The organism is Brevundimonas abyssalis TAR-001 (assembly GCF_000466985.1).
Taxonomy (GTDB): domain Bacteria; phylum Pseudomonadota; class Alphaproteobacteria; order Caulobacterales; family Caulobacteraceae; genus Brevundimonas; species Brevundimonas abyssalis.
Window position 1 is genome coordinate 14,942 of sequence record NZ_BATC01000003.1, and the last position, 25,611, is coordinate 40,552.

The window sequence follows — 25,611 nt, forward strand, 5'->3', positions numbered from 1 at the left end:
GTCTATGCCATTCATTAACACGTCCATATCGGAGAGCGCCATGACCGTCCAATCACCCGAACCCGTCGACCGCCTGCACGGTCTAGACGCCCTCAGGGGCTTCGCCCTCCTGCTCGGCGTCGTGCTGCACGCGGCCATGGCTTATACGCCCATGCCCATGTGGGTGGTGGCGGACGGCCAGACTTCGCCCGCCGCCGGGGCGCTGTTCTTCGCCATCCACCTGTTCCGCATGACCGCCTTCTTCCTGATCGCGGGCCTGTTCGCTCACATGATGATCGGGCGCAGGGGCGTAGGCGGCTTTATCCGTGACCGCCTGAGCCGCATCGCCGGCCCGCTGGCGGTGTTCTGGGGGCCGACACTGGCGGCCATCATCGCCGTGCTGATCTGGGTGGCGGTCATCAACAACGGCGGAACCATGCCCGAGGGACCGCCGCCGCCGCCGCTCACCGTCCAGACCTTCCCCCTGACCCACCTGTGGTTCCTGTGGGTGCTGCTGATCCTCTACGCGGTCCTGCTGCTCTTGCGCGCGCCCTTCGCGGCCCTGGACCGGAACGGGGGCTGGGGCAGGGCGGTGGACCGCCTGACCGGCGGCTTGATCGGGCCGTGGACGCCCGTGATCCTGGCCGCGCCGCTGGCTGTCGCCCTGTATCTGACGCCGAACTGGATTCCCTTCTTCGGCATCCCCACGCTCGATACCGGACTGGTCCCCAATCCCGCCGCCCTGACGGCGTTCGGCGTTGCCTTCGGCTTCGGCGCCCTGATCGATCGTCGTCGTGACCTGCTGACCGGCATCCGCAGCCTTTGGGCGCCCTTCACCGTCATGGCGCTGGGAACGGGAGCCGGCGCCTTCCTCCTAAGCGGCGGCGCGACCCCCAGCATGGCGCCGGTGACCGACCCGCAGACCAAGGCCGGCATGGCCGCGCTGTACGCCTTCGCCGTCTATGCCGGCGCCTTGGCCGCCACGGCCCTGGCCCTGCGGTTCGCCTCGGGCGTCAGCGGCGTGCGTCGCTATCTGGCCGACGCCTCGTACTGGATCTACATCATTCACCTGCCGCTGGTGATGGTTGGGCAGGTTCTGATGCTGGGCCTGGACTGGCCATGGTTCGCCAAGCTGGCCGCCGTCATCGCGGGCGTCATGGCCGTCTCGCTGATCACCTACGAACTGCTGATCCGCCACAGCTTCATGGGCCGCTGGCTGAACGGCCGCCGCGTGCCGTGGCGCCGCCCGGCCGCGCCCGTCGCCGTCACCGCCGCCCCGCCTGCCGAATGACTTGCCAAGCCATGCCCGCTCGTTCACCCCAGCATCAGGCCGTTACAGGAATCGCCCCCATGCCCGCGCCCCTCACTTCATCCCCCGAAGACGACCTGGCCTATCTCCGCTCCGTCATCTCCGGCGGCGGGCCGCAAGGGCATTTCACTATGGGCGTCGCCTATCTGGCGGGCGGTCTTCTGTACGGGGTGCAGTGTCTGTTTCACATCGGCCAGTCCTGGGGCTGGATCCTCTGGCCGCCCGCGCCCACCCTGGCCTTCATCATCGCCATCACCGCCGCCATGATCGCCGTGCTGATCTGGGCCTGGCGAAAGGACAGGAGACAGCCGCGCCCCGGCCCGGTGGTGACGCGCACCCTGAACGCGGCCTTCAGCGCCACGGGCATGGTCAATCTGGCGGTGATCGTGGTGTTCGGCGCCGGGGCCATGCGGGATCAGGATTTCGCCGTCTGGCTCTACTATCCGGCCATGGTCTTCGCCATCCAGGCGGCGGCCTGGTTCGTGGCGTGGAGCCTGCGCAAGAAGGCGTGGATGCTGGCGACCTGTCTGGGCGGCTGGATCACCGCGATCGCGCTGGGCCTGCTTGTCCGCGAGCCGCTGCTTTACCTCTATGTCTCCACGGCGGCGCTGTTCCTGCTGTTCGCCGCGCCCGGCTGGATCATGCTGAGCGGCGCCCTGCGCGCGCGGGCGGCGGCCTGATCCATGGGGCTGCACGATCTCGGACGCATCGACGAGATCATCCACGGCCGCATCCGGCTGGGGATCATGGTCTATCTGGCCGACGCCGAAGTGGCCGACTTCACGGAGCTCAAGACCGCGCTGGAGGCCACTCAGGGCAACTTGTCCATCCATCTGAAAAAGCTGGAGGAGGCAGGCTATGTGGCCATCGACAAGAGCTTTGTGGACAAGAAGCCCCTGACCCGCGTGCGCCTAACAGACGCCGGTCGTAAGGCCTTCCAGGCTTATGTGGAGGCCATCGGCGCCCTGATCGGAGACAGGTCATGAGCCAATGGAGCTGGCTCGCCCGCCTCGGGGATGTGGTGTTCGGCGCGCACCCGGACACGCCGATGCATAGGCGGCCGCGCGTCATGGGCATCGTCAATGTGACGCCGGACAGCTTTTCCGACGGTGGCCGCCATGACACCGTCACGGCCGCTGTAGATCATGCGCTCGCCATGCTCGACCAAGGCGCCCACGTGCTGGACATCGGCGGTGAAAGCACCCGGCCCGGCGCCGAGCCGGTCGCTGCGGCCGAGGAAATCGCCCGTGTCGTGCCGGTCATTGAGGGGATCCGCGCCGAACGGCCCGATGCCGTCATCAGCATCGACACCATGAAGCCGGACGTGGCCCGCGCCGCCGTGGCCGTCGGCGCCGCCATCTGGAACGACGTCACGGCGCTGACCCACCGCGCCGACAGCCCGGCCGTCGCCGCCGAACTGGGTTGCGGTGTCATCCTGATGCACATGAAGGGCGCGCCGCGCACCATGCAGGCTGATCCTCGCTATGACGACGTGGCGGCCGAGGTGCGGGACTGGCTCATCGCCCGCGCTGAAGCGGCGATGACGGCAGGTGTGGCCCGCGAGCGCATCTGGCTGGACCCGGGTATCGGGTTCGGCAAGACGGCGGAACACAACCTGGCTCTGACGGCGCATCTGGGTCAGCTGACGACTCTGGGTTTCCCCGTGCTCTACGCCGCCAGCCGCAAGCGGACCATTCAGGCCGTCGATCCGACGGCGACGGATCCGATGGACCGGCTGGGCGGCTCCCTGGCCCTGGCGCTGGAGGGCGCCCGACGCGGCGCGGCCATGGTCCGGGTCCACGACGTGCGCGAGACCGTCCAGGCGCTGCAAGTCCAGGCGGCGGTCGCGAGCGCCGGATCGGGTCAGCTCGCCAGGTCGAACAGGTCCAGCTGACTGCGCGCCTCGGGCGGCACGCGGAAGTGACTGACGTCCAGCATCCTGCGCGGCCCATCCAGGTGGTAGCGCTTCACCGCCGCCCTGAACCGGGTGGCGATCAGCTCCGCCACGGGCCCGGTTCCCTTCATGCGCTGGCCCCAGTCGGGATCGTAGTCGCGCCCGCCTCGGGTCTGGCGCACCAGCGACATGACCCGTTTCGCCCGGTCGGGCCGCGCCTCCGCCAGCCATTCGCGGAACAGATCCTTGATCTCCAGCGGCAGGCGCAATGTGACGTACATAGCGCCGGTCGCCCCGGCCTTTTTCGCCGCCTCCAGCACCGCTCCATTTCGTGGTCGTTGAGGCCCGGAATGACGGGAGCGAAGCCCACCGTCACCGGCACGTCTGCGTCCGCCAGGCGGGATATGGCCTCCAGCCGCCTGGCCGGCGTCGCCGCGCGAGGCTCCATGGCGCGGGCCAGCTTTCGGTCCAGGGTGGTGATGGACACCGCCGCGCTGACCAGGCCTTTTTTCGCCATCGGACCCATCAGGTCGGTGTCGCGCGCGATCAGGGCCGATTTGGTGATGATGCTGAACGGATGGTTGAAACGGCTCAGCACCTCAACCACCCCCCGCGTGATGCGCTCATCCCGCTCCACAGGCTGATAAGGGTCGGTGTTGCCGCCTATGTGGATGGGCTTGCAGACATACCGCCGGGCGCAGAGCTCCTGTTCCAGCAGACGCGCGCTTTCGGGCTTGAAGAAGAGTTTGCTCTCGAAATCCACGCCCGGGGATAGGCCCATCCAGGCATGGGCCGGACGGGCGTAGCAGTAGATGCAGCCATGTTCGCAACCTCGATACGGATTGATGGATCGGTCGAAGCCCACGTCGGGGCTGTCGTTCCGGGTGATGATCTTCCTGGCCCGCTCGGGCGTGAGGGTGGTGCGCAGGGGCGCGGCCGCCGCGTCGTCGCCGGTCCAGCCGTCGTCGAAACCCTCTTCCCGGTTGCTCTCGTATCGGCCGGATGCATTGGATCTGGCCCCTCTGCCCTTTGGGACGGTGCTGGACGACATGCCCACACCATAGCGCAGATATAGAACAAAACAAGAACAAATACGGCATTAGAAAACCCGGCGTGCAGCCGGGTTTTCAATGTCGCTCAGGGATGAGGGCTCACCAACAGTCTGGATCGTCCCAGTCCGCATATTCGCAGTCGTCATCGAGGGATCCATGGGCCGTGCTCACATTGCCGATCACTTCGGAAATGTTGAGAACGGCGTTGGTCGTGCCCTGGGAATAGCGCCCCATCCAGATATCATATCGCCCCGACTGCGGAGCCGTGGCGGCGAACAGGGGGTTCAGATCGCCGGCGCCGTCATCGTTGCAATGCCATGAACCGTCCGGCCCTCGCACCACAAGGGTGGTGTCCGTATCTGAACGGGCGGAGATCAGCAGCGGCAGACTTCCTGAGCCGGCTCTCCACTCCAGTCGGGCCGTAGGCGCATCGCTGATGAAGCCGACGCAACTGGAACTGAAATCCCCAGCCCGGACGTTCCCGCCTGCGGTGACATTCAGGGTTCGCGGATCCGGTACGAATCCGGCCGACAGGTTGATGACCCCGGATCTGGGCGACAGATAATGATTGGGGGGACGGCCGGTCACCACGGCTCGAGGGGTAGAGTCCAGCGGCCGTGAGAATGAAGACAGCGAGCCGCCCGTACTGTCGCTCAGTTCAGTGATTCTGAACGTGGCGGCGCCCCGGGTGTTGGAAAATGTCCCGATCCAGACGTCATATCGGCCTGTCCGGGCGCTCCTGGCCTCGAACAGGGGGTTCAGCCCGACTCCGCCGTCGTCGTCGCAGTGCCAGGCTCCGCTGGATCGCGCACCAGTATGGTGGGGTCGCGCTCCGCGCTGGTGGTCGTGAAGAATAGGGGCAGGCCGCCGCTTCCGCTCGACCAGTGCAGGCTGACGGTCGGCGCTTCGCTGACATAGCCCGAACAGCCGGACTGGAAATCGCTCACCCGGATCGGTCCGCCCGCGTTGACCCGCAGGTCATGCGGATCGGGAAGGAACCCGGCGCTCAGGTGAATATCCCCATGAAGCGGTCGAAGATTTGGATTCGGCCAAGATTGCGCTGCGACATTTCCCGTCAACAGCATAGCGAGCGCCCCCGCCCCCCATAAACTCTTCATTTTTTCGTCCTCTTCAAGCGCCGCTTTTCCCGACAGCGGTGTGCTGATCATGAACCTTGCCGGTCATCGTGTCGCGGTGATCGGAACCGTTGGAAATGAAGAAAGGCCCGGCGTTGAGCCGGGCCTTTCCTGAAGCCTACTGGAGTTCGGTGATCACCAGGGTGGCCGGCGCCGTCTGTTCGCCGAAGGTGCCGATCCAGATGTCATACTGGCCGGAAGTCGCGTTGCGGAAAACGACGCGGGCGTTCAGGCTGCCGCCGCTGTCGTCGTCGCAGTACCAGCGACCGTCGGGACCGTTGATGACCAGGGTGGTGTCGCTGCTCGAGCGCGTTCTGAACACGAGAGGCAGGCTGCCGCCGCCGTTCCAGTTCACCCGCACATCGGGCGCGCTGGCGATGCGGCCGTTGCATCCCGACGCGGTATTGCTCGCGTTGATGCTGCCGCCGGCGACGACCTCAACCGTGCGGGGGTCCGGGGTGAACCCGGCCGACAGGTTGACCGTGCCGAAGCTGGGCGAGCGGGAGACATCCTGCGCGACGGCCGGCGCGGACATGAGCACGGCCACCGCCGCCAGGCCAAGAATTTGTTTCATCAGAAGAACCTCAAGCGATTTGAAAAAATGTCCGTTTCAGGGACACGGCTACGCTTACTAGCGGAAGCGTAGCCGTAACACGAACGGCGTGTTCATCCGCCGTTCATAAAAAAAGGCCCGGCCCTTGCGGGGCCGGGCCTCTCTGGTGCGCAAAGGCAGATCAGTTGCTGTACAGTTCCGAGATCGACAGGGTCGCCGACACATAGTCGCCGCCGTAGCTGCCCACCCAGATGTCGTACTGGCCGCTCATGGGGCTTCCGAAGCGCAAGGACGGGTTGGTGCCCTCGCCGCTGTCATCGTCGCAGTACCAGCGGCCGTTCGGAGCGTTCACCACCAGGGTAGTGTCACGCGAGGAGGACGCCGAGATAATCAGCGGCAGATTGCCGCCGCCCGACCAGTGCAGGCGCACGTCCGGCGCCTGTGAGATGTAGCCGTAGCAGCCCGAGAAGCGCTCGCTGGCGCGGATGGTGCCCCCCGCCGTGACGCTGATGTTGTAAGGATCCGGCGTGAAGCCGGCCGACAGACGCACCGTGCCCGCATGCGGGCTGGCGGAAATATCCTGAGCCGCGACGGGCCCGGCGACGAGCAGCGCCGCAACGGCAACGCCCAGAAGGTTTTTCATGGTGAACACCCCAGATAATCAGCCCCACGCGCACTGCGCGCGCTCTTCAGACAACAGCGATACTACACGCCCTTATCGTTCTGCAAAGCTGATTGAACGTGACGCGTGAAACGCGGTCAGCGGGTCTCGGCGGACGCGCCGGACTCCGGAGTCCCGGCAGGCTGGGGCGGGACATGGTCCAGGGCCAGCGGGATATGCGTCGCACCTGAGGCGACCGCGTCCAGGGTGTGCAGCGGGCGGCCCATCATGCGCTGATAGATCCAGTAGGTGGCCACCACGTCTTCCACATAGGCGCGGGCCTGGGGGACGTCGATGGTCTCGATCAGCAGCAGGGGATCCGGGTTCGGTCCCAGCCGCCGCAGGGCGCCCAGCATGGGGCCGGGCCCTGCGTTGTAGGAGGCGACCGCCCGCAGAAGATCGCCCTGGAACGCCCCCATGCCAAGCATGCGTGTGATGTAGGCCTGGCCCAGACGCAGGTTCACCGCCGGGTTCCACAGGCGCTGGGGGTCGCGCACGAAGCCCGGATCGCCGGCCAGTTCGGCGGCGGTGGTCGGCATCACCTGCATGATGCCGTAGGCGCCCACCGAGCTGCGGGCCTGGGGCTCGAAGCCGCTTTCCTTGCGCGCAATGGCGTAGACCAGCGCCCGTTCGATGGTGAAGCCGCCCTCGGGCTCCAGCACCGGCATCGGATAGGCGTTGGCGTCGATGCGGACGGCGGAGGACAGACCGCGCCGGGGCGCCAGCCCCCGCGCCAGGGCCGCCCACAGGGTCCGGTCGTCGTCCGAGGCGCGACGCAGGCCATTTCTCAGTTCTGTCTGGGCTTCCTCTGACCGGCCCAGTTCGTGAAAGGCCACGGCGCGGCGGGCCTGGTCGTTGGACGCCACGAAGGCCGCCAGGGCGTCCGCCTCGACCGCCATGGGCTCCGGCCCGCGGTCCGCGGCCGCGATCACAGCCATGTAGGGCTGGGGACCGAGGTTCTCGATCACCGGGTCCTCGCCCAGTTGTCGGAGGGCGATCTGGCCGTAGAAGGTGGCGGGCCAACGGCCGGCGAGGCGCAGATACTCCTGCACCCGGTCCTGCCGGCCCGAGGCATAGGCCGCACGGCTGGTCCAGAAAGCGCCGCCGGAACGCACCCACGGATCTTCCAGCGGGTCCAGCGCCACGATCTCGAACTCGGAGAAGGCTTCGGCGAACCGGCCCATGCGCCAGGCCGCAAGGCCGGCCGTCCAGTGATCACCCAGGGCAATCCCCAACTCATAGGCGCGCGGCAGGTCGTCGGCGTTCAGGGCGATGCGGGCTTCGCGGGGTCCGGGCGGGGTGAAGATGTCCTCGCCGACCGACTCGCCGCCGGCGGCCTGAACGCTGGCCCAGTTGCGCAGGGACGCGACCACGCCGGGGCGTCGCGGCTCGGGCGCGCCGTCGGGGCGGCGCCGAAGGGCCAGGGCGTACACACGTGGGGCCGGGGTCAGGTCCGCGTAGTCCTCCAGCCAGGCCGACAGCTCTTCATAGGTGGCGGTGTGATTGGCGTGGAACAGCCGTTCGAACTCCAGCTGGCCCAGCAGGACGCGATCCTGAATGCGGGCGGCCGTTTCACGCGCGGCGTCCAACTGGCCCTGACGCAGGGCGTCGAAGGCGGTGGTGTAGGACAGCCGGTCGGAATCGCTCAGCGCGCGGGGCACCTGGGCCAGGCCCGCGCCCGCGCCGGCCAGCACAGCCATGAATGTCAGCGCGCCAAGGACGCGACGGCTTGTCCGCTTCATTGGCGGCCCCCTCCGGAATGGCTCGACCTGTCTCGATTCAGGTCGCCCCTACGCACACGGTCGGTCGTCAGGCCGCTTTCGTGCCAGCGCCATGGGGCCTCTTCAAGGCGAAAGGGTTAATCCGCCGCGTCCAGTGTCGCGGCCAACTCCAGCATATCCGCCCACGCCATGCGCTTGGCAATGGGCTGGCGCAGCAGGAAGGCGGGGTGCAGGGTCGGCAGGACGGGGGCCGCCACGCTGCCTTCGTTCAGCCGCCATTCCCGCCACTGACCACGCATCTTCATGATGCCCTCGTCAGTCTTCAGCACAGACCTGGCCGCCGCCGCGCCCAGCAGAAGAACGGCTTTCGGCTGGATCAGGGCGAAGGCGCGCTCGACGAAGGGGGCGCAGACCATCTGCTCCTGTGGCGTCGGGGTGCGGTTGCCGGGCGGACGCCAGAACACCGTGTTGGTAATGAAGACCTTGTCCAGAAGGCCGGCGGCGTCGAGCATCTTGTCGAGAAGCTTGCCGGCCCGGCCCACGAAGGGCGCGCCTTGCGCATCCTCGTCCGCGCCGGGGGCCTCGCCGATGACCAGGATGGGCGCTCTGGGGGCGCCGCGCGCGAACACCGCCTGACTCGCCCCCATGTCACGCAGGGGACAGCCGGTGAAGGCGGCGATGGCGTCCTTCAGAGCGTCCAGATCGCCGGCCTGGGCGGCCAGCTGGCGGGCCTCGCCGACCGCGCCGCTGAAATCCATAGGGGCGGAGACCGAGGCGACGGCCTTCAGGGTCGCCTTCTGCTCTGGCGGGGCGGGGACGAAGGTTCGGTCGACCGGGGCTTCTGCGAAGCACGCATCGACGCCGGCGTCCCGCCAGAAGGCGAGAAGGCTTTCGGTCGCAGCGATTTCCGGGTTGAGCACGTTCATGGTTCAAGGACAGGGATAGTCCTTGACCACCGTCACGTCACCTTCGGATAGTGGTTCAAACCCATAAGAAACGAGGATTCAGGGGATCATGGCTGAGGATATCGTCGAAGGCGGCGCCAAAAACAAAGCTGAGGAAGCGGCCATCGGCGGCGGACTGGGCGCAGACGCCGAGCGCGAGGTCATGGAATATGACGTGGTCATCGTCGGCGCCGGGCCGGCGGGCCTGGCCTCCGCCATCCGCCTGAAGCAGCGCGCCGAGAAGGAAGGGCGAGAGCTCTCCGTGGCTGTGCTGGAAAAGGGTTCCGAGGTCGGCGCCCACATCCTGTCGGGCGCGGTGATCGACCCGTCGGGTCTGAGCCAGCTGTTCCCTGACTGGAAGGAACGCGGCGCCCCGCTGGACACGCCGGTGACCAAGGACCGGTTCCTGGTGCTGGGTCCCCAGGGCGACATCGACATCACCTGGCTGCCCCAGCCGAAGTACATGAAGAACCACGGCTGCTACATCGGTTCGCTGGCCAATCTGACCCGCTGGCTGGCCGAGCAGGCCGAGGCGCTGGGTGTGGAGGTCTATCCCGGCATGGCCGCCAGCCATGTGGTCTGGGACGAGCCCTCGGGCCGGGTGAAGGGCGTGGTCGCCGGCGTGTTCGGCATTGATCGCGAGGGCAAGAAGACCGACGATTATCAGCCGGGCATCGCGCTGCACGGCAAGTACGTCTTCATCGGCGAGGGCGTGCGCGGTTCGTTGGCCAAGACCATCATGGCCCGTCACAATCTGTGCGACGAGGCCGAGCCCCAGAAGTTCGGCATCGGGCTGAAGGAGCTGTGGCAGGTTCCGGCCGAAAAGCATCAGCCCGGCCTGGCCCAGCACACCCTGGGCTGGCCGCTGGACGACAAGACCGGGGGCGGGTCGTTCCTCTATCACTTCGGCGACCGCTATGTGGCCGTCGGCTTCGTTGTGCACCTGAACTACAAGAACCCGTTCCTGTCGCCCTTCGACGAGTTCCAGCGCTTCAAGACCCACCCGGCCATCGCCGAGCATCTGGAGGGGGGCGAGCGCATCTCCTACGGCGCGCGGGCCATCACCGAGGGCGGCTATCAGTCGGTGCCGAAGCTGGCCTTCCCCGGCGGCGTGCTGGTGGGCTGTTCGGCCGGCTTCGTGAACGTGCCGCGCATCAAGGGCAGCCACAATGCGGTGCGCTCCGGCATCCTGGCCGCTGACGCCGCCTTTGACGCCATCGCCGCGGGGCGTTCGGGCGACGAACTGGTGGAATACCAGACCGCCTACGAGGCCTCGGACATTGCAAAGGAGCTCAGGCTCGTCCGCAATGTGAAGCCCCTGCTGTCGAAATACGGCGCGACACTGGGCACCCTGCTGGGCGGCATCGACATGCAGATCACCTCGCTGTTCGGCGGCTGGTCGCCCTGGGGCACGGTCAGGCACGGCAAGACCGATGCGGAATCCACCGGCAAGGCCAGGGACTACAAGCCGATCAAGTATCCCAAGCCGGACGGAAAGCTCAGCTTCGACAAGCTGTCGTCGGTGTTCATCTCCAACACCAACCACGCCGAGGAGCAGCCTGCGCATCTGCGGCTGAAGGATCCCTCCATCCCCATCCGGGTCAATCTGCCCGAGTACGGAGAGCCCGCGCGGCTCTATTGCCCCGCCGGGGTCTATGAGGTGGTGTATGGGGACGAAGTGAACCGTACGGACCCGCGCTTTGTCATCAACGCCCAGAACTGCGTCCACTGCAAAACCTGCGACATCAAGGACCCCTCGCAGAATATCGTCTGGACCACGCCTGAAGGCGGCGGCGGCCCCAATTATCCCAATATGTAAGGCCATCCTCGCACCATGACGCGCACCCTGACCGCCGCGGCGCTCGCCGCCCTGATCGCCGCCGCCACGCCCGCCCTGGCCGAACCGCTGGAGGTGGCTGGGCCGGTCCGTTTCGTCGATTTCAGCGATGTGCCGGTGGATGAGCGTGGAAGGTCCAGCTACGGCCTGTTCCTGGCGGGCCGCAACGCCATGGCCCTGGGCGAAAGCAGCACGGGCGCCGATTATCTGGCCGCCGCCCAGGCCGCCGAACCGGATCAGACCCGTCTGAGGGACCAGGCCTTCACCTCGGCGCTGCTGGCCGGAGATCTGGATGTGGCCGCGCGCCTGTCGCCCAGCGGTGAGGGCGTCAGCCCCACCGTGGCCGAGGCCGGCCGCCTTGTCTCGGTGGTGCGGACCTATGGCGCCGGCGACGCCCGACAGGCCAACGCCGTGCTGACGGGCCAGCCCATCGGCTTCCCCCACGCCCGCGCCGGGCTGTTCGTCCAGCCCTGGATCGCCGCCGCTGCGGGGGACTGGGACCGCGCCCTGGCCGAGCCGCCCGCCAACGTGGATCCTCTCGCACGTCTGTTCGCCCGCTATCATCGCGCCCTGCTTCTGGAGCAACGCCGGGACTATGCGACGGCGGAATCGATCCTCGGCGAACTGGCCGGGGCCGCGCCCACGGCGCCGCTGTTCCGCACCGCCTATGGCGAATTCCTCGAACGACGGGGACGGCGTGATGAGGCTCTCGCCCTGTTCGACGCCGCGATCGAGGCCGGGGCCACGGATCTGACGACCCGTCTGGCGCGCGACCGCGTCGTGTCGCGCGGCCGCCCCGTGCCGGTTCCGACCCTGCGCGAAGGCGCGGCCCTGGGGCTCGGTGCGGCTGCGGCCGCAGCCCTGGCTGAAGAGAACAACGAGTTCGCCGCCGTCTATCTGCGCCTGGCCCTGGGGCTGGACGAGAGTGACCAGACCCGTCTGTTGCTGGGCCAGACCCTGCAGGAAGCCGGCCTGACCACCGCCGCCCGCGCGACCTTCGCCGAAATCGGCATGGGCGAACCGATCCTGTATGCGGCCGCTCGCCAGCAGATGGCCTGGAGTTATCAGGAGGACGACCGGGACGAGGACGCCCTGATCCATGCCCGCGAGGCGCTGAACGCGGCCCCTGAGGATCCGCAGGCGGTCTACGGCCTTGCCGGCCTGCTGACGTCGCAGGAGCGGTATCAGGAGGCGCTGGAGTTGCTGAACGGCCCCGCCCTGAACACGGGCGACCAGTCCTGGCAGGTGCGTTTCACCCGGGGCGCGGTCTATGAATCCCTGGGTCGCTTCGAGGAAGCCGAGGCCGAGCTTTGGGCGGCCTTGCAGGAGGAGCCTGACAACGCCGAGGTGCTGAACTATCTGGGCTATATGTGGGTCGACAGCGGCCAGCGGGTGCATCAGGGCGCCGAGATGATCGCGCGCGCCGTGGCGGCTGAGCCGGACTCCGGCCACATCCAGGACTCGCTGGGCTGGGCCCAGTATCGCCAGGGCCAGTTCGAGGCGGCGGTCGAGACCCTGGAGCTGGCCGTGTCGCTGGAGCCGGGCAACGCGGTCATCAACGACCATCTGGGCGACGCCTACTGGCAGGTCGGTCGGCGGCGGGAGGCGGAATTCCAGTGGAGCCGCGCCCTGAGCCTGGCTCCCGAGCCGGATCTGCGCGCGCAGGTCGAGGCCAAGCTGGAGCGCGGACTGGGCGCCGTTCAGTCCGTCAGCGCCGTCGCCCGCGCCGACAACGGCCAGAGCGCCAGCCCCGTCAATCCGTGAGCACCGCCGAACCGGCCTGGCGTCTTGCCCCGGCCAAGGTGAACCTGTTCCTGCACGTGGGGCCGCCGGGCGCTGACGGCTATCACCCGCTGGTGAGCCTGGCGGTGTTCGCCGACACGGGCGACCGCGTGGCGGTGGAACGCGCCGACGCCTTTCGTCTGGAGACCACCGGACCTTTCGCGGCGCGCATCGACGGCGGGCCGAACCTGGTCGAGACCGCGCTGGACGCAATGGCTCGCGCCGTGGGTCTGGACCGCCTGCCGGTGCATGTGCGGCTGGACAAGCGCCTGCCGGTGGCGGCGGGCCTCGGCGGCGGATCGTCGGACGCGGCGACGGTCATGAAGGCCGCGCGCGAGGTGCTCGACCTTGATCTGGACGACGCGGCCCTGACCCGCATCGCCGAACCCCTCGGCGCCGACATGGCCATGTGTCTCGCCGCGCGGCCCGTGATCGCCCGGGGCAGGGGAGAGGTGCTGAGCCCGGCGCCGAGCCTGCCGGACATTCACGCCGTGCTGCTGAATCCCGGCGTTCCATCGCCTACGGGCGCGGTCTACCGGGCCTTTGACGAAGCGGCCCGCCCGGCGGCGGACGCGCCGGACATGCCTGCCGGGTTCGCCTCGGCCTCAGAACTGGCGGACTGGCTGAAAACCACGCGCAACGATCTGGAGGCGCCCGCCATCGGCCTCGCGCCCCTGATCGGCACGGCTCTGGAGGCGGCGGGTTCGGCGCGCGGCGCTCTGGCTGCCCGGGTCACCGGATCGGGCGCCTCCGTCTTCGCCCTGTTCGAGACGGCAGAGGGCGCGCGCTCTGCCGCTGACGTCCTGTCACAGGCTCATCCGGGCTGGTGGGTCGCGCCCTGCCGCCTGGCCTGAGGCCGGGTCCGGCACGAATCTTCCCTGCGGCTGCAGGGAACACAGCGGGCCGATGCCGGATTGTCCTTTCAGAAGTCGGGTTATCCGGCCGCTGGCACGCGGCGGCCGAACTGAGAAGGAGACCACCGATGCTTCGCAAGCGCCTGATGACGGCCAGTGCGGCGGCGGCCCTGTTCTTGGCCCCGACCGCTATCGCTCAGGAAACCGACCCCGTGAGCCCGGCGAACACGCCGCCGGACGCCATGCAGACCAATCCCATGGAGCCGCCGCCGCCGGCGCCCGGCCAACGTCCGGTGTCCGCCATGCCCGACGGCGCAGTGCCCTATGAGCAGGTCGAGGAGGAAGGCTGGAGCGCGCCGACCGACATCGATGCCGACACAGATTCCTCTGAGCCCATGGACGCAGCGCCAACGGAGCCGCCGTCGCCGATGACGCCCCGCCCCGACCCGGCGATGCCGGTCGAGCCGATGGAGACGCCGACCGACATGGAGGCCCCGACGCCGGATCCCATGAATCCAGCCAATCAGGACAGGATTGATCCGCCGCAGGACGCGCCCATGCCGACGCCGCCCATTGATCCGGCGCCGGACGCGGGCGAGGAGGATGACGACCCCATGGATCCGGAGCCACCGGGCCTCTGAACGTCGCCATCCGGCATTGATGCACAAGGCGGCGGGCCCTATGGTCCGCCGTCTTTTTTCGCGCCCGCGAAATGCCCGCAAATCCGGATACGGCCTTGTCTTCCAGGACGACTGAACCGCTGAGTTTCCAGGACCTGATCCTGACCCTGCACGCCTACTGGAGCGAGAAGGGCTGCGCGATCCTGCAACCCTATGACATCGAGGTGGGGGCGGGCACCCTGCACCCGGCCACGGTGCTGCGCGCCCTGGGCCCGCGCCCGTGGAAGGCCGCCTACGTCCAGCCCAGCCGCCGCCCCGGCGACGGCCGCTATGGCGAAAATCCGAACCGCCTCCAGCATTATTACCAGTACCAAGTTATTCTGAAGCCGAATCCGGACGATCTGCAGGATCTGTATCTGAACAGCCTGAAGCGGATCGGGATCGATCCGAAGCTGCACGACATCCGGTTTGTGGAGGACGACTGGGAGAACCCCACGGTGGGGGCCTGGGGGCTGGGCTGGGAGGTCTGGTGCGACGGGATGGAGGTGACGCAGTTCACCTATTTCCAGGGCGTCGGCGGCATCGAGGTGGACGTGGTATCGGGCGAGCTGACCTACGGCCTCGAGCGGCTGGCCATGTATGTGCAGGGCGTCGACAACGTCTATGACCTGCGCTTCAACAACGACGGCGTCACCTATGGCGAGGTGTTCCTGGAGAACGAGCGCCAGCAGTCGGAAGCCAATTTCCACGGCTATGACGTGGACGGGCTGAAGCGCCGCTTCGAGGACATGGTGGGCGAGGTCTCGCGCTTCCTGGCCATGACCGGACCGCAGGGCCAGGCGCTGGTCCTGCCCGCCTATGATCAGGTGCTGAAGGCCAGCCACCTGTTCAACCTGATGGACGCCCGTGGCGCCATCGCCGTGGCCGAACGGCAGAGCTACATCGGCCGCATCCGGGACCTGTGCAAAGCGTGTGCGCTCGCCTACGTCGAACAAGAGCGGAAGACAGCGTGACCAGCGACCGCGTCATAACCTTGGCGGACAGACGCAGCGCAAAGTCCGAAGCGGTGTCAGGCATGGTGTCGTTTTCAAACAGCGCGCTCCGGTTGCCGTTCCACAAGGTCGAGTATGCTCCACGCTGGACGGTCACGGCCCTGGCGGAGATCGGCGAGGGTCAGCGGACGATCGAGGCTTCTATTGTCGGGTATGCGCTCGACGAGGAAACCCCCATGGGATGGGTTGATCGGACCGAGGCGGGCCTTGCCGCGGAATTCATGGTTGGCGTCGAGCATGCAGAAATGATTCAGGCTCTGGCGCTCAGCCCCATCCCTTTCATCATCCAGATCGAGTTTTCAGCCGATCAGACCGGAGCCGTCCGCAGCCTGAAGCTGTCGGTCAACCGTGAGCAGCAGACCTGATGCCCCAGCTTCTTCTTGAAATCTTCTCCGAGGAAATCCCTGCGCGGATGCAGGCGGGGGGCGCGCGGGATCTGGAGCGGCTGGTGGGTGACCGGCTGAAGGCTGAGGGCCTGACGTGGGACGCGCTGACGACCTTCGCCGGGCCGCGGCGGTTGACGCTGGTCATCGAGGGCCTGCCGGCGGCGACGCCGGACCGGGACGAGGAGCTGAAGGGCCCCAAGGCCTCGGCGCCGCCGCAGGCGCTGGAGGGCTTTCTGAGGAAGACCGGCCTGACCCGCGAGCAGCTGGAGGAGCGCGACGGCGTGCTCTACGCCCGCGTTCAGGAAACCGGCCGGGCGACCACCGAGGTGGTCGCCGAGACGGTGGATGCGGTGGTGCGCGCCTTCCCCTGGCCCAAGTCCATGCGATGGGGGTCAGGGACCCTGCGGTGGGTGCGGCCCATCAAGCGCATCCTGTGCCTGTTTGACGGCAAGGTCGTGCCGTTCGCCATCGACGGCATCGAGGCCCATGACATCACCGAGGGGCACCGGTTCCTGGGCACGGGCCGGGGCCTAAAGATCCGCGACTTCGCCGACTATCGCCGCCAGTTGCAGGACAATTTCGTCATGCTGGACGTGGCGGATCGCAAGCTGCGCATTCTGGAGCAGGCCAAGGCCGTGTGCGCCGACAAGGGTCTGGCGCTGGTGGACGACGACGGCCTGCTGGACGAGGTGGCCGGGCTGGCCGAATGGCCGACGCCGATCCTGGGCGACATGGACCCGCAGTTCCTGGACCTGCCGCCCGAGGTGGTGCGCCTGTCCATGAAGGTGCACCAGAAGTATTTCGCCGTGCGCGACCCGGCCAAGGACGGGCTGGCGCCCCACTTCGTGGTGGTGGCCAATGTGGAGGCGACCGACGGGGGCAAGGCGCTGGCGGCGGGCAACTCCCGCGTGCTGTCGGCCCGCCTGAACGACGCCCGCTTCTTCTGGGACGAGGACCGCAAGGTGGGCTTCGACTCCTGGCGGGAGAAGCTGAAGGGCGTCACCTTCCATGCGAAGCTGGGCACCCTGGCCGAGCGGGTCGACCGCATCGCCGCCCTGGCCCGCGAGATCGCCCCGCTGGTGGGGGCCGATCCGGAGGAGGCAGCGCTGGCGGCCCGTCTGGCCAAGGCCGACTTGGCCAGCGGCATGGTGGGCGAGTTCCCGGAACTGCAGGGCGTGATGGGCGGGTACTATGCGCGGGCCGAGCACGGCGACGCCATCGCCGACGCGATCCGCGATCACTACAAGCCGCAGGGGCCGGGGGACACGGTTCCGACGGCGCCGTTGACGGTGGCGGTGGCGCTGGCCGACAAGCTGGACACCCTGGTCGGCTTCTTCGCCATCGACGAGAAGCCCACGGGCTCCAAGGACCCGTTCGCCCTGCGGCGGGCGGCGTTAGGCTTCCTGCGGCTGGTACTAAGCAGCAACGTCCGGTTTTCGCTCAACCATCGCTTGATGGCCCATGGCTATCGCGTGGAACGGGACGCGGTATCTCATCTCGTTGAGAACGACGGCGACAATCAAAGAACAATTGAATCTGCTCAGTCGAAGTTCACCGATGACTGGACCAATCGAATGCTGGCCGCAGCCCAAGCGGGCGGTCCTCGTCTCACCATTCACCGAGCCTTGTTCGAACCGGCGCAACCCGATTTGGTTGAGTTCTTTCTTGACCGCTTGAAAGTCCTCCTGCGCGACCAGGGCCAGCGCCATGATCTGGTGGATGCGGTGTTCGCGCTGGGCGACGACGATCTGGTGCGCATCGTGCGCCGGGTGGAGGCCCTGGGGGCCTTCCTCGCCACGGACGACGGGGCCAATCTGCTGGCGGGGTACAAGCGGGCGTCCAACATTCTGAAGGCCGAGGCCAAGAAGGGCGATGTGCCCATGGGCATGGTCCAGACCGGCCTGCCGAACCAGCCGGACGAAGAGACGACTCTGGCCTTCGCGGTCGGCGCGGCCGGGACGGCGGTGGATGCGGCGCTTCAGACCGAGGACTTCGCCGCCGCCATGACGGCGCTGAGCAAGCTGCGCAGCCCTGTGGACGCCTTCTTCGACAAGGTGATGGTCAACTCCGACGTGCCCGCCGAGCGGGACAACCGGCTCAAGCTGCTGGGTCAGGTGCGCGACGTCATGGGCCGCGTGGCCGACTTCGGGCAGGTGACGGGCTAGCGCGCCCGTCTCCTGTCCATCCCGCGCCTCATCAGTAACAATATGTGTGCCAGTTAGGGCTTTCCCTCGCGTCCGCCGCGCCTATCTGAGTGTCAACATCCACCCCTTGAGGGAGACACCATCATGATCGAGCGCAGACCGTTCGACAGCCTGGGCGGCGCCGACCACGGCTGGCTCAAGGCCAAACACCATTTCTCGTTCGCGAGCTATTTCGACCCGAACCGGGTGCAGTGGGGCAACCTGCGCGTCTGGAACGATGACGAGATCGCGGCGGGCTCGGGCTTTCCGCCTCACCCCCACGCCGACATGGAGATCATCACCTATGTCCGCGACGGCGCCATCACCCACGAGGACAGCCTGGGCAACAAGGGCCGCACCGAGGCCGGCGACGTCCAGGTGATGAGTGCGGGCACCGGCATCCGCCATGCCGAGTACAATGCGGAGCCGGACGTCACGCGGATCTTCCAGATCTGGATCCTGCCGACCCGTCAGGGCGAAAAGCCAGCCTGGGGCGCCAGACCCTTCCCGAAGGGCGACCGGGCGGGTCAGTTCGTGGTCCTGGCCTCAGGCTTCGACGAGGACGCGGACGCCCTGCCCATTCGCACCGATGCTCGGGTGGTGGGCGCGACCCTGAAGGCGGGCGAGAGCGCCGACTATGCGCTGGGCGCGACCCGGCGCGGCTATCTGGTTCCCGCGAAGGGCGAGGTCGAGGTCAACGGCGTCCGCCTGAACGCCCGCGACGGGGCGGCTATCGAGAATGAGGACGTCATCACAGTGACGGCGATCAACGACGCGGAAATCGTCCTGGTGGACGCGGCCTAGACCGAAATCGGCCCGGTTGGACACGTCCAGCCGGGCTCAGATTTCGGTCCAGTTTGAAGCGAGAGCCTGATTCACGGCATCGTCGGGATCGCGAACCGATCCCGCCTCAACCGATCAGGCTCTAGAATCTTCCGATGGCGTAGAAGCGCTCGGCGCGCTGGGCTTTCAGCGCGTCGGGCGTCATCGCCGTCAGGGCCTTCAGCTCTTCCTCGAGCACGTCGCCCACGGTCTGGATGGCGGTCGCGGGATCAGCGTGGGCGCCGCCCAGAGGTTCGGGGATCAGACGGTCCACGATCTTCAGATCAATCAGGTCGGGGCCGGTGATCTTCATGGCCGCAGCCGCGTCCTTGGCCCGCGCCCCGTCGCGCCACAGGATCGAGGCGGCGCCCTCGGGAGAGATCACCGAATAGATGGAGTGCTCCAGCATCAGCACCCGGTTGGCGGCGGCCAGCGCAATGGCGCCGCCCGATCCGCCTTCGCCGGTGACCGTGGCGATCATGGGCGTGCCCAGGGTCAGGCCGCGCTCGGTGGAGCGGGCGATGGCCTCGGCCTGGCCGCGCTCCTCGGCGCCCAGCCCCGGATAGGCGCCGGCGGTGTCCACAAAGGTCAGGACCGGCAGGCCGAACTGCTCGGCCAAGTCCATCAGGCGCACCGCCTTGCGGTAGCCCTCGGGTCGGGCCATGCCGAAATTGTGAGTCAGGCGGCTGGCGGTGTCGTGGCCCTTTTCGTGGCCCATGACCACGCAGGCCTGGCCCCGGAACCGGCCCAGCCCGCCGATGATGGCCTGATCGTCGCTGAATTTGCGGTCGCCGTGCAGCTCGGTGAAGTCGGTGAACAGGCCCGCCAGATAGTCGCCAAGGTGCGGGCGCTGCGGGTGGCGCGCCACCTGCGTCTTCCGCCACGGGTCCAGCTCGGCGTAGGTCTTCTTGCGCAGCTGCTCCGCCTTCTTCCGCAGCCCCGCCACCTCGGTCTCGAACGAGCCGGCGGATTCGGACAGCAGGCTCAGCTCCTCGATCTTGGCTTCAAGCTCGGCGATCGGCTTTTCAAAATCGAGGTAGTGACGGGCGGCCATGGATGTCCGGTGGGCGGCTGATCGGGAAGCGGCGGAACCTAGAGCCGTCAACGCGCGCGGGCAAGCACGGGTTCAGAAGGCTCAGTCGCCTTTGGCCAGGGGGTGCTTGCTGGTCATCACCTGGGTCAGGCGGTCGGTGGCCACGTGGGTGTAGATCTGGGTCGTGGCGATATCGGCGTGGCCCAGCAGGGTCTGGACGATGCGCAGGTCGGCGCCGCCTTCCAGCAGATGGGTGGCGAAGGCATGCCTGAGCACATGGGGGCTGACCCGGGCCGGGTCGATCCCGGCGTCCACGGCGGCCTGATCCAGAAGTTGGGCGAACCGGCGCGGCGTCAGATGTCCGCTCTTGCCGCCGGACGGGAACAGCCACGAACTGTCGGCGCGCGCCTTGTCCGCATCGCGCAGGATCAGCCAGGCCTTCACCGCGGTGCGGGCGGCGTCGTTCAGGGGGGCCAGCCGCTCCTTGCCGCCCTTGCCGCGCACGATCAGGTGGGTGGGATCGCGCCGGACGGCCTGGACCTTGAGGCCCAGCAGCTCCGACACCCGCAGGCCCGAGGCGTAGGCCAGCTCCATCAGGCAGATCAGGCGCGCCCCCGCCGCGCCCTCCCGCGCCGAGGCGGCGGCGATCAGGCGCTCGATCTCGTCGCGGCTGAGGGTCTTCGGCAGGGGACGGCCCTGTCTGGGGGCGTCCAGTCGGCGGGACGGGTCGTCCGCGCGCCACCCCTCGGCCAGGGCGAAACGGTAGAACTGGCGCACGGCCGAACGGCGCCGGGCCTGGGTGGCGGGCGACAGGCCGCGCCGGGACAGGTCCGCGAACCAGCCTTCGATGGCCGTCTCGTCGGCGGCCATGAGTCCGCCCGAGGCCGCGTCCTCGGCGTCGTTCAGGTCGCGGGCGTAGGCGGACAGGGTGTGGGGGGAGGCGTCGCGCTCCACCGCCATCATCTCGAGAAAGGCCTCGATCTGGGGCGAGGCGGGCGAAACCGTCACGAAACCCTCATCGGCGGTTGGCGGCGAACAACAGGTCGTGCAAGGGTTTCACCGATCATGACCGCTGTCCTCTCCGCTTCGGAACTGAAACGTCTGAACACGCGCACCATAGCCCTGGTCGGGCTGATGGGGGTGGGAAAATCCACCGTGGGCCGACGGCTGGCGTCGCGGCTGGGCATGAAATTCTGCGACGCCGACGACGAGATCGAGGAAGCGGCGGGCATGAGCGTGTCCGACATCTTCGCCACCCTGGGCGAGGCCGCGTTCCGCGACGGCGAGGCGCGGGTCATGCGGCGGCTGCTGGAAGGCCGGCCCATCGTGCTGGCCACCGGCGGCGGCGCCATGCTGAACCCCGACACCCGGGCGCACCTGAAGCGCCATGCGGTCACCATCTGGCTGAAGGCGGACCTGAGCATCGTCGCCAGGCGCGTGGCCAAGCGCGACACCCGGCCCCTGCTGCGCGGCAAGGATCCGGCCGAGATTCTCAAGGGTCTGGCCGAGGCGCGCTATCCCATATACGCCGAGGCCGACCTTGTGGTGGAGACGGGCGGCGGCGCCCACGCCGAGGCGGTGGAGGCGATCATCAAGGCCCTGACGGAACACCAGGCGGAGACCGGCGCATGACGGCGGTTTCGGTTTCGGGCGCGGGGTTCGCGCCCTATGAGGTGCTGGTTGGCTCCGGCCTGCTGGCTGACGCGGCGGCGGGCCCCGCGCGGATCGCCGCCCTGCTGAAGCAGCCCCGGGTCCTGATCGTGTCGGACGAGACGGTGGCGAGCCTGCACGCGCCGGCCCTGATCTCCGGCCTCAAGACCCATGGCGTCCACGCCGAACTGGCCACGGTCCCGGCCGGCGAGGCGTCCAAATCGTTCGCGCATCTGGAGCGGGTGCTGGACCGCTGCGCCGAAGCCGGGCTGGACCGCAAGGACATGATCGTGGCCTTGGGCGGCGGCGTGGTGGGCGACCTGGCCGGGCTTGCGGCGGCGCTCTACATGCGCGGCGTCGATTTCATCCAGGTCCCCACGACCCTTCTGGCCCAGGTGGATTCTTCGGTGGGCGGCAAGACCGCCATCGACACGCCGCGCGGCAAGAATCTGGTGGGCGTGTTCCACCAGCCGCGTCTGGTGCTGGCTGACATCGATGTGCTGAAGACCCTGCCGGAGCGGCAGCTGCGGTCCGGCTGGGCCGAGGTGCTCAAGCACGGCCTGATCTGCGACGCGGACTTTTTCGACTGGCTGGGCGGCGCGGGCGCTGGCGGCGCCGCGGGCGATCCTGCCGCCCTGAGCGAGGCCGTGGTGCGCTCGGTGCGGATCAAGGCGGCCGTGGTGGGCGAGGACGAGAAGGAGGCGGGCCGCCGCGCCCTGCTGAATCTGGGCCACACCTTCGGTCACGCGCTGGAGACGGCGCTGGGCTATGACGAGGCTCTGACCCACGGCGAGGCGGTGGCCTTGGGCTGCTGCATGGCGTTCCGGTTCTCGGCGCGGCTCGGCCTGTGCGAGGACGGCGACGCACGGCGTGTGGAGGCCGTCACCGCGGCGGCGGGCCTGCCTACCCGACTGGAGCAGGCCGGCGCCTTCGCGGCGGATCGCCTGATCGCCCTGATGGCCGGCGACAAGAAGGCCGAGGGCGGCTCCCTGACCTTCATCCTGGCGCGCGGCATCGGCCGGGCCGAGGTGGTCAAGGGCGTCGACCCCGCCGAGGTGCGCGCGTTCCTGCTCGCCGAGGGCGCAGCCTGAACCCCGCCTGTCCCCTGTGCGAAACGACGAACGCGTCGTCTTTCGCCGACATCGGGGGCCTGCGCTATTTCCGATGCGGAGCCTGCGACCTGACGTTCCTTGATCCGGCACAGCGTCCGTCGCCGGAGGAAGAGCGCGCCGAATACGCCCTGCACCGGAACGACCCGGACGACCTCCGCTACCGCGCCTTCCTGCAGCAGGCGCTGGATCCGCTGCTCCCGCGTCTGAAGCGGGGTGCGCAAGGGCTGGATTTCGGCTGCGGCCCGGGGCCGACCCTGTCGGTCATGCTGGCCGAGGCGGGCTACCCGACGGCGGATCATGACCCCAATTTCCGGCCCGACCCCAGTGTGCTGGACCGGCGCTACGACTTCATCACCTGCACCGAAGTTGTGGAGCATCTGCACAGGCCTGGAGAGGTGTTCGCGCGGCTGGACGCCATGCTGAAGCCGGGCGGCCTCCTGTCGATCATGACCGAGCGCCTGACGCTGGAACGGGACTTCGTGGGCTGGCGCTACCGCCGTCAGCCCAGCCATGTGGTGTTCTATTCCGACCAGACCATCGACTGGATCGCGCACCGGTTCGGTTGGCGGGTCGGGCTGCACGGGCCTCTGGTCGCCCTGTTCGAGAAGCCCGCCTAGTCGACCGCGCGGCAGGTGGTGGGCTCCAGATTTTCGGCGGTCCAGGTGGCCATGGCGCCCTCGCCCCGCAGCTCATAGCCGCTGGCGGTGTACCAGATGCCGTCGGCGGCCCGCTGCTGGCGCAGGTCCACGGCCTTGCCGCTGACCTGGCGCACCGTGGCCATCTGGCGCGCATTGTCGAAATCCACGCTGAGCCGCTCGCCGTTGTTGCACAGATAAACGGCGCGCACGGTGCGGGTCAGGATGCCCTCCTGAATCTCCGCCCCGGTGCGCCGTCTCGCCGTCTGGGCGTCCTGGGCGCGGGTCTGCACTTCCGCGCTGTCCGTGGGCGCCTCGGTGTCGGGCGACCCGCACGCCGAAAGCCCGAGCACGGACAGGATCATGAGGCTGGCGGAAAAAACGCGCACGGCGGCGACCTTTGCTGTTGCAGGCCGAAGCTCAACGCGGCTCGGAGGACGCCTGTTCCCCTGACTTGCGCCTCGGCTTGCGGCGCGGCGCGAAGAAGCCCTTCAGAAGTGCGCTCGCCTCATCGGCCAGGACGCCCCCTTGCACCGCCGGGCGGGAATGGCAGGTGGGCTGATCGAAGAATTTCGGCCCGTGGACCACCGCCCCGCCCTTGGGGTCGTCGGCGGCCCAGACCACCCGGCCGATGCGGGCATGGCTGATGGCGCCGGCGCACATGACGCAGGGTTCCAGCGTCACATAGAGGGTCAGGCCGGTGAGGCGGTAGTTCTGCAGGCTCTCGGCCGCCTCGCGGATGGCGCGAACCTCGGCGTGAGCGGTGGGGTCGTGCAGGGCGACCGGACGGTTGGCGCCGGTTCCGATCACCTTGCCGGTGGCCTCATCGACGACAATTGCGCCCACGGGGACCTCTCCGGCCTCCGCTGCGGCTTGCGCTAGGTCAAGCGCCGTGCGCATGAACCGCTCATCATGGTCCGCCATTTCAAAGACACCGACAAGACGCCCCGACCGGGCCAGGCCGAAAAGCGTTTCGGCGGCCCCGGCGGCAAGAAGAGCCCCTCTCATAGCGGGAAAAGGGACGACTCCAAGTCCTCGTTCTCGAAAGGACCGGTCGACCCGGCGGCAAGCCGGTCGGCAAGGACGACCGGGACGCGCCCAAGGCGCCCCTGCGTCAGGAGCGCATCGCCAAGGTCATGGCCCGCGCAGGCATCGCCTCGCGCCGCGAGGTCGAGCGCCTGATCGGCCTGGGCAAGGTGGCGGTCAACGGCCGCCTCCTGGACACGCCCGCCACCCTGGTGACCCGCGACGACGTCATCACAGTGGACGGCAAGCCCATCGGCACCATCGCCGCCACCCGCGTCTGGCGCTACCACAAGCCGGTTGGTCTTCTGACCACCCACAATGATCCGGCCGGACGCCCGACGGTGTTCGACGCCATGCCCGCGGGTCTGCCGCGCGTGATTTCGGTGGGGCGGCTGGACATCAACACCGAAGGCCTGCTGCTGCTGACCAACGACGGGGAGCTGGCGCGCGCGCTGGAGCTGCCCACGTCGTCTCTGGTGCGTCAGTACCGGGCCCGCGCCCGGGGCCGCGTGACCCAGGATCAGCTGGACAAGCTGAAGGACGGCGTCACCGTCGACGGCGAACGCTACGGGCCCATCGAGGCGACCCTCGACAAGGTCAAGGAAAAGGCCGCCGACACCGATAGCCGGGCGCCGGCCAATCTGTGGATCAGCGTCTCGATCACCGAGGGCAAGAACCGCGAGGTCCGGAAGGTGCTGGAATCCGTTGGCCTGACGGTGAACCGGCTGATCCGCCTGGCCTATGGCCCGTTCCAGCTCGGCACGCTGGACACCGGCCATGTGGAGGAGGTGGGCCCCCGCGTAATCCGCGAGATGCTGGCCCAGTACATCCGCCCCGAGAACCTGCCCCAGGGCAATACGGTCGAGACCCCGGCGCCGGTCCCCGGCCGCCGCCCGGCCGGATCGGTGGTGCGCGGCAAGTCCGGCTCGCCCATGTCGGACCCGTCGCGCAAGCCCAGCCGCACCCGCGCCGCCGAGGCCGCCGTCGAGGAGGCCGAGAAGCGTCCCGCCAAGAAGGAAGGCTGGGCCAAGGCCAAGCCCCGCTCCAGCCCCGGCGGCGACCGGCCCAAACGCCCGTTCAAGCCGCGCGAGGAGCGGGCGGACGGTGAGCGTCCCCGCCGCGATTTCAAACCCCGTGAGGACCGCACCCCCCGCGCCGACGGCGACCGGCCCAAGCGCGACTTCAAGCCCCGTGACGGCGGCGCGGACCGTCCGCGTGGCGGCAAGCCGGCTGGCAAACCGGGCGGACGTCCTTTCGCTCCGCGCTCAGCGGGTCCGCGCTCTGGCGGTGATCGTCCCGGCGGCGACCGTCCGTCCGGCGGCGGTGGCAAGCCCCGTGGCCCCGGCGGCCCGCGCGGACGCTCGTAAGTC

Annotated in this window: 26 protein-coding genes and 1 pseudogene; 16 read left to right on the top strand and 11 right to left on the bottom strand. The window is 68.4% G+C overall.

Annotated features, from left to right (window positions below):
* Window positions 1-40 precede the first annotated feature (40 nt).
* From MBEBAB_RS01260 to folP, 4 genes are all read left to right on the top strand, one after another.
* Window positions 41-1,270: an acyltransferase family protein gene (locus MBEBAB_RS01260; protein ID WP_021696102.1), complete on the top strand. Its 1,230-nt coding sequence runs from the start codon at window positions 41-43 to the stop codon at window positions 1,268-1,270.
* A 59-nt stretch (window positions 1,271-1,329) separates the two neighbouring features.
* Window positions 1,330-1,968 (top strand): hypothetical protein, encoded by a 639-nt coding sequence (locus MBEBAB_RS01265; RefSeq protein ID WP_021696103.1) that lies wholly within the window; start codon window positions 1,330-1,332, stop codon window positions 1,966-1,968.
* Between the two features lie 3 nt (window positions 1,969-1,971).
* Entirely contained in the window at window positions 1,972-2,274 is a 303-nt protein-coding gene (locus MBEBAB_RS01270; protein ID WP_021696104.1) for a winged helix-turn-helix domain-containing protein, read from the top strand.
* Window positions 2,275-2,336: 62 nt separating this feature from the next.
* Window positions 2,337-3,182, top strand: a complete 846-nt coding sequence (gene folP, locus MBEBAB_RS01275) for a dihydropteroate synthase (protein WP_045318649.1) — start codon at window positions 2,337-2,339, stop codon at window positions 3,180-3,182.
* Here the strand turns inward: folP and MBEBAB_RS01280 are convergent.
* The 7 genes and pseudogenes from MBEBAB_RS01280 to MBEBAB_RS01310 all read right to left on the bottom strand — a co-directional run bounded on the left by MBEBAB_RS01280 (window position 3,152) and on the right by MBEBAB_RS01310 (window position 9,231).
* Window positions 3,152-4,233, bottom strand: a pseudogene (locus tag MBEBAB_RS01280) (PA0069 family radical SAM protein). The gene folP and the pseudogene MBEBAB_RS01280 overlap by 31 nt on opposite strands.
* Window positions 4,234-4,333: 100 nt before the next feature.
* The gene (locus MBEBAB_RS01285; protein ID WP_148291393.1) at window positions 4,334-4,822 is read right to left on the bottom strand and encodes a peptidase S1; all 489 of its coding nucleotides are present in this window, start codon (window positions 4,820-4,822) and stop codon (window positions 4,334-4,336) included.
* 170 nt (window positions 4,823-4,992) lie between these two features.
* Window positions 4,993-5,403: a hypothetical protein gene (locus MBEBAB_RS15970; RefSeq protein ID WP_148291394.1), complete on the bottom strand. Its 411-nt coding sequence runs from the start codon at window positions 5,401-5,403 to the stop codon at window positions 4,993-4,995.
* Between the two features lie 85 nt (window positions 5,404-5,488).
* On the bottom strand, window positions 5,489-5,944 hold the full coding sequence (locus tag MBEBAB_RS01295; protein WP_021696109.1) for a hypothetical protein: 456 nt from the start codon (window positions 5,942-5,944) through the stop codon (window positions 5,489-5,491).
* A gap of 160 nt (window positions 5,945-6,104) precedes the next feature.
* Window positions 6,105-6,566 (bottom strand): hypothetical protein, encoded by a 462-nt coding sequence (locus MBEBAB_RS01300; protein ID WP_045318651.1) that lies wholly within the window; start codon window positions 6,564-6,566, stop codon window positions 6,105-6,107.
* A 116-nt stretch (window positions 6,567-6,682) separates the two neighbouring features.
* Window positions 6,683-8,284 carry a lytic transglycosylase domain-containing protein gene (locus tag MBEBAB_RS01305; protein ID WP_242397016.1) on the bottom strand — a complete coding sequence of 534 codons (1,602 nt, stop codon included), beginning with the start codon at window positions 8,282-8,284 and terminating at the stop codon, window positions 6,683-6,685.
* A gap of 158 nt (window positions 8,285-8,442) precedes the next feature.
* Window positions 8,443-9,231: a uracil-DNA glycosylase gene (locus MBEBAB_RS01310; protein WP_045318638.1), complete on the bottom strand. Its 789-nt coding sequence runs from the start codon at window positions 9,229-9,231 to the stop codon at window positions 8,443-8,445.
* Window positions 9,232-9,319: 88 nt separating this feature from the next.
* Between MBEBAB_RS01310 and MBEBAB_RS01315 the strand changes: the two genes are divergently transcribed.
* From MBEBAB_RS01315 to MBEBAB_RS01350, 8 genes are all read left to right on the top strand, one after another.
* Window positions 9,320-11,068, top strand: a complete 1,749-nt coding sequence (locus MBEBAB_RS01315) for an electron transfer flavoprotein-ubiquinone oxidoreductase (protein ID WP_021696113.1) — start codon at window positions 9,320-9,322, stop codon at window positions 11,066-11,068.
* Window positions 11,069-11,083: 15 nt separating this feature from the next.
* On the top strand, window positions 11,084-12,850 hold the full coding sequence (locus MBEBAB_RS01320; protein ID WP_021696114.1) for a tetratricopeptide repeat protein: 1,767 nt from the start codon (window positions 11,084-11,086) through the stop codon (window positions 12,848-12,850).
* The gene (locus MBEBAB_RS01325) at window positions 12,847-13,722 is read left to right on the top strand and encodes a 4-(cytidine 5'-diphospho)-2-C-methyl-D-erythritol kinase (protein WP_021696115.1); all 876 of its coding nucleotides are present in this window, start codon (window positions 12,847-12,849) and stop codon (window positions 13,720-13,722) included. Before MBEBAB_RS01320 ends, MBEBAB_RS01325 begins: the two co-directional genes overlap by 4 nt.
* Window positions 13,723-13,850: 128 nt before the next feature.
* Window positions 13,851-14,363, top strand: a complete 513-nt coding sequence (locus MBEBAB_RS01330; RefSeq protein WP_021696116.1) for a hypothetical protein — start codon at window positions 13,851-13,853, stop codon at window positions 14,361-14,363.
* Between the two features lie 71 nt (window positions 14,364-14,434).
* Complete coding sequence (locus MBEBAB_RS01335) at window positions 14,435-15,355, top strand: glycine--tRNA ligase subunit alpha (RefSeq protein ID WP_045318639.1); 921 nt, start codon at window positions 14,435-14,437, stop codon at window positions 15,353-15,355.
* On the top strand, window positions 15,352-15,759 hold the full coding sequence (locus tag MBEBAB_RS01340; protein ID WP_148291395.1) for a hypothetical protein: 408 nt from the start codon (window positions 15,352-15,354) through the stop codon (window positions 15,757-15,759). The genes MBEBAB_RS01335 and MBEBAB_RS01340 overlap by 4 nt, the downstream gene beginning before the upstream one ends.
* A complete protein-coding gene (gene glyS, locus MBEBAB_RS01345; protein WP_021696119.1) occupies window positions 15,759-17,945 on the top strand; it encodes a glycine--tRNA ligase subunit beta in 2,187 nt (728 codons plus the stop codon). Before MBEBAB_RS01340 ends, glyS begins: the two co-directional genes overlap by 1 nt.
* Before the next feature lie 123 nt (window positions 17,946-18,068).
* A complete protein-coding gene (locus MBEBAB_RS01350) occupies window positions 18,069-18,767 on the top strand; it encodes a pirin family protein (protein WP_021696120.1) in 699 nt (232 codons plus the stop codon).
* Between the two features lie 121 nt (window positions 18,768-18,888).
* Here the strand turns inward: MBEBAB_RS01350 and MBEBAB_RS01355 are convergent, their stop codons facing one another.
* Both MBEBAB_RS01355 and MBEBAB_RS01360 read right to left on the bottom strand, forming a co-directional pair.
* Window positions 18,889-19,839, bottom strand: coding sequence for an acetyl-CoA carboxylase carboxyltransferase subunit alpha (locus tag MBEBAB_RS01355; RefSeq protein WP_021696121.1), 951 nt, complete (start codon window positions 19,837-19,839; stop codon window positions 18,889-18,891).
* 81 nt (window positions 19,840-19,920) lie between these two features.
* On the bottom strand, window positions 19,921-20,826 hold the full coding sequence (locus tag MBEBAB_RS01360) for a site-specific tyrosine recombinase XerD (protein WP_021696122.1): 906 nt from the start codon (window positions 20,824-20,826) through the stop codon (window positions 19,921-19,923).
* A gap of 57 nt (window positions 20,827-20,883) precedes the next feature.
* Between MBEBAB_RS01360 and MBEBAB_RS01365 the strand changes: the two genes are divergently transcribed.
* From MBEBAB_RS01365 to MBEBAB_RS16745, 3 genes are all read left to right on the top strand, one after another.
* The gene (locus tag MBEBAB_RS01365; protein WP_021696123.1) at window positions 20,884-21,450 is read left to right on the top strand and encodes a shikimate kinase; all 567 of its coding nucleotides are present in this window, start codon (window positions 20,884-20,886) and stop codon (window positions 21,448-21,450) included.
* Window positions 21,447-22,559: a 3-dehydroquinate synthase gene (gene aroB / locus MBEBAB_RS01370; protein WP_021696124.1), complete on the top strand. Its 1,113-nt coding sequence runs from the start codon at window positions 21,447-21,449 to the stop codon at window positions 22,557-22,559. Before MBEBAB_RS01365 ends, aroB begins: the two co-directional genes overlap by 4 nt.
* Before the next feature lie 191 nt (window positions 22,560-22,750).
* Window positions 22,751-23,197, top strand: coding sequence for a class I SAM-dependent methyltransferase (locus MBEBAB_RS16745; RefSeq protein ID WP_371514767.1), 447 nt, complete (start codon window positions 22,751-22,753; stop codon window positions 23,195-23,197).
* Here MBEBAB_RS16745 and MBEBAB_RS01380 read toward each other — a convergent pair.
* Together MBEBAB_RS01380 and tadA are read right to left on the bottom strand one after the other, a co-directional pair.
* Window positions 23,194-23,604, bottom strand: a complete 411-nt coding sequence (locus MBEBAB_RS01380; protein ID WP_242397017.1) for an MliC family protein — start codon at window positions 23,602-23,604, stop codon at window positions 23,194-23,196. The two genes, MBEBAB_RS16745 and MBEBAB_RS01380, sit on opposite strands and share 4 nt — an antisense overlap.
* Window positions 23,605-23,635: 31 nt before the next feature.
* On the bottom strand, window positions 23,636-24,115 hold the full coding sequence (gene tadA / locus MBEBAB_RS01385) for a tRNA adenosine(34) deaminase TadA (protein ID WP_045318655.1): 480 nt from the start codon (window positions 24,113-24,115) through the stop codon (window positions 23,636-23,638).
* A 236-nt stretch (window positions 24,116-24,351) separates the two neighbouring features.
* On the opposite strand from tadA, the gene MBEBAB_RS01390 reads away from it, so the two are divergent.
* Window positions 24,352-25,608: a pseudouridine synthase gene (locus MBEBAB_RS01390; protein WP_021696128.1), complete on the top strand. Its 1,257-nt coding sequence runs from the start codon at window positions 24,352-24,354 to the stop codon at window positions 25,606-25,608.
* Window positions 25,609-25,611 lie beyond the last annotated feature (3 nt).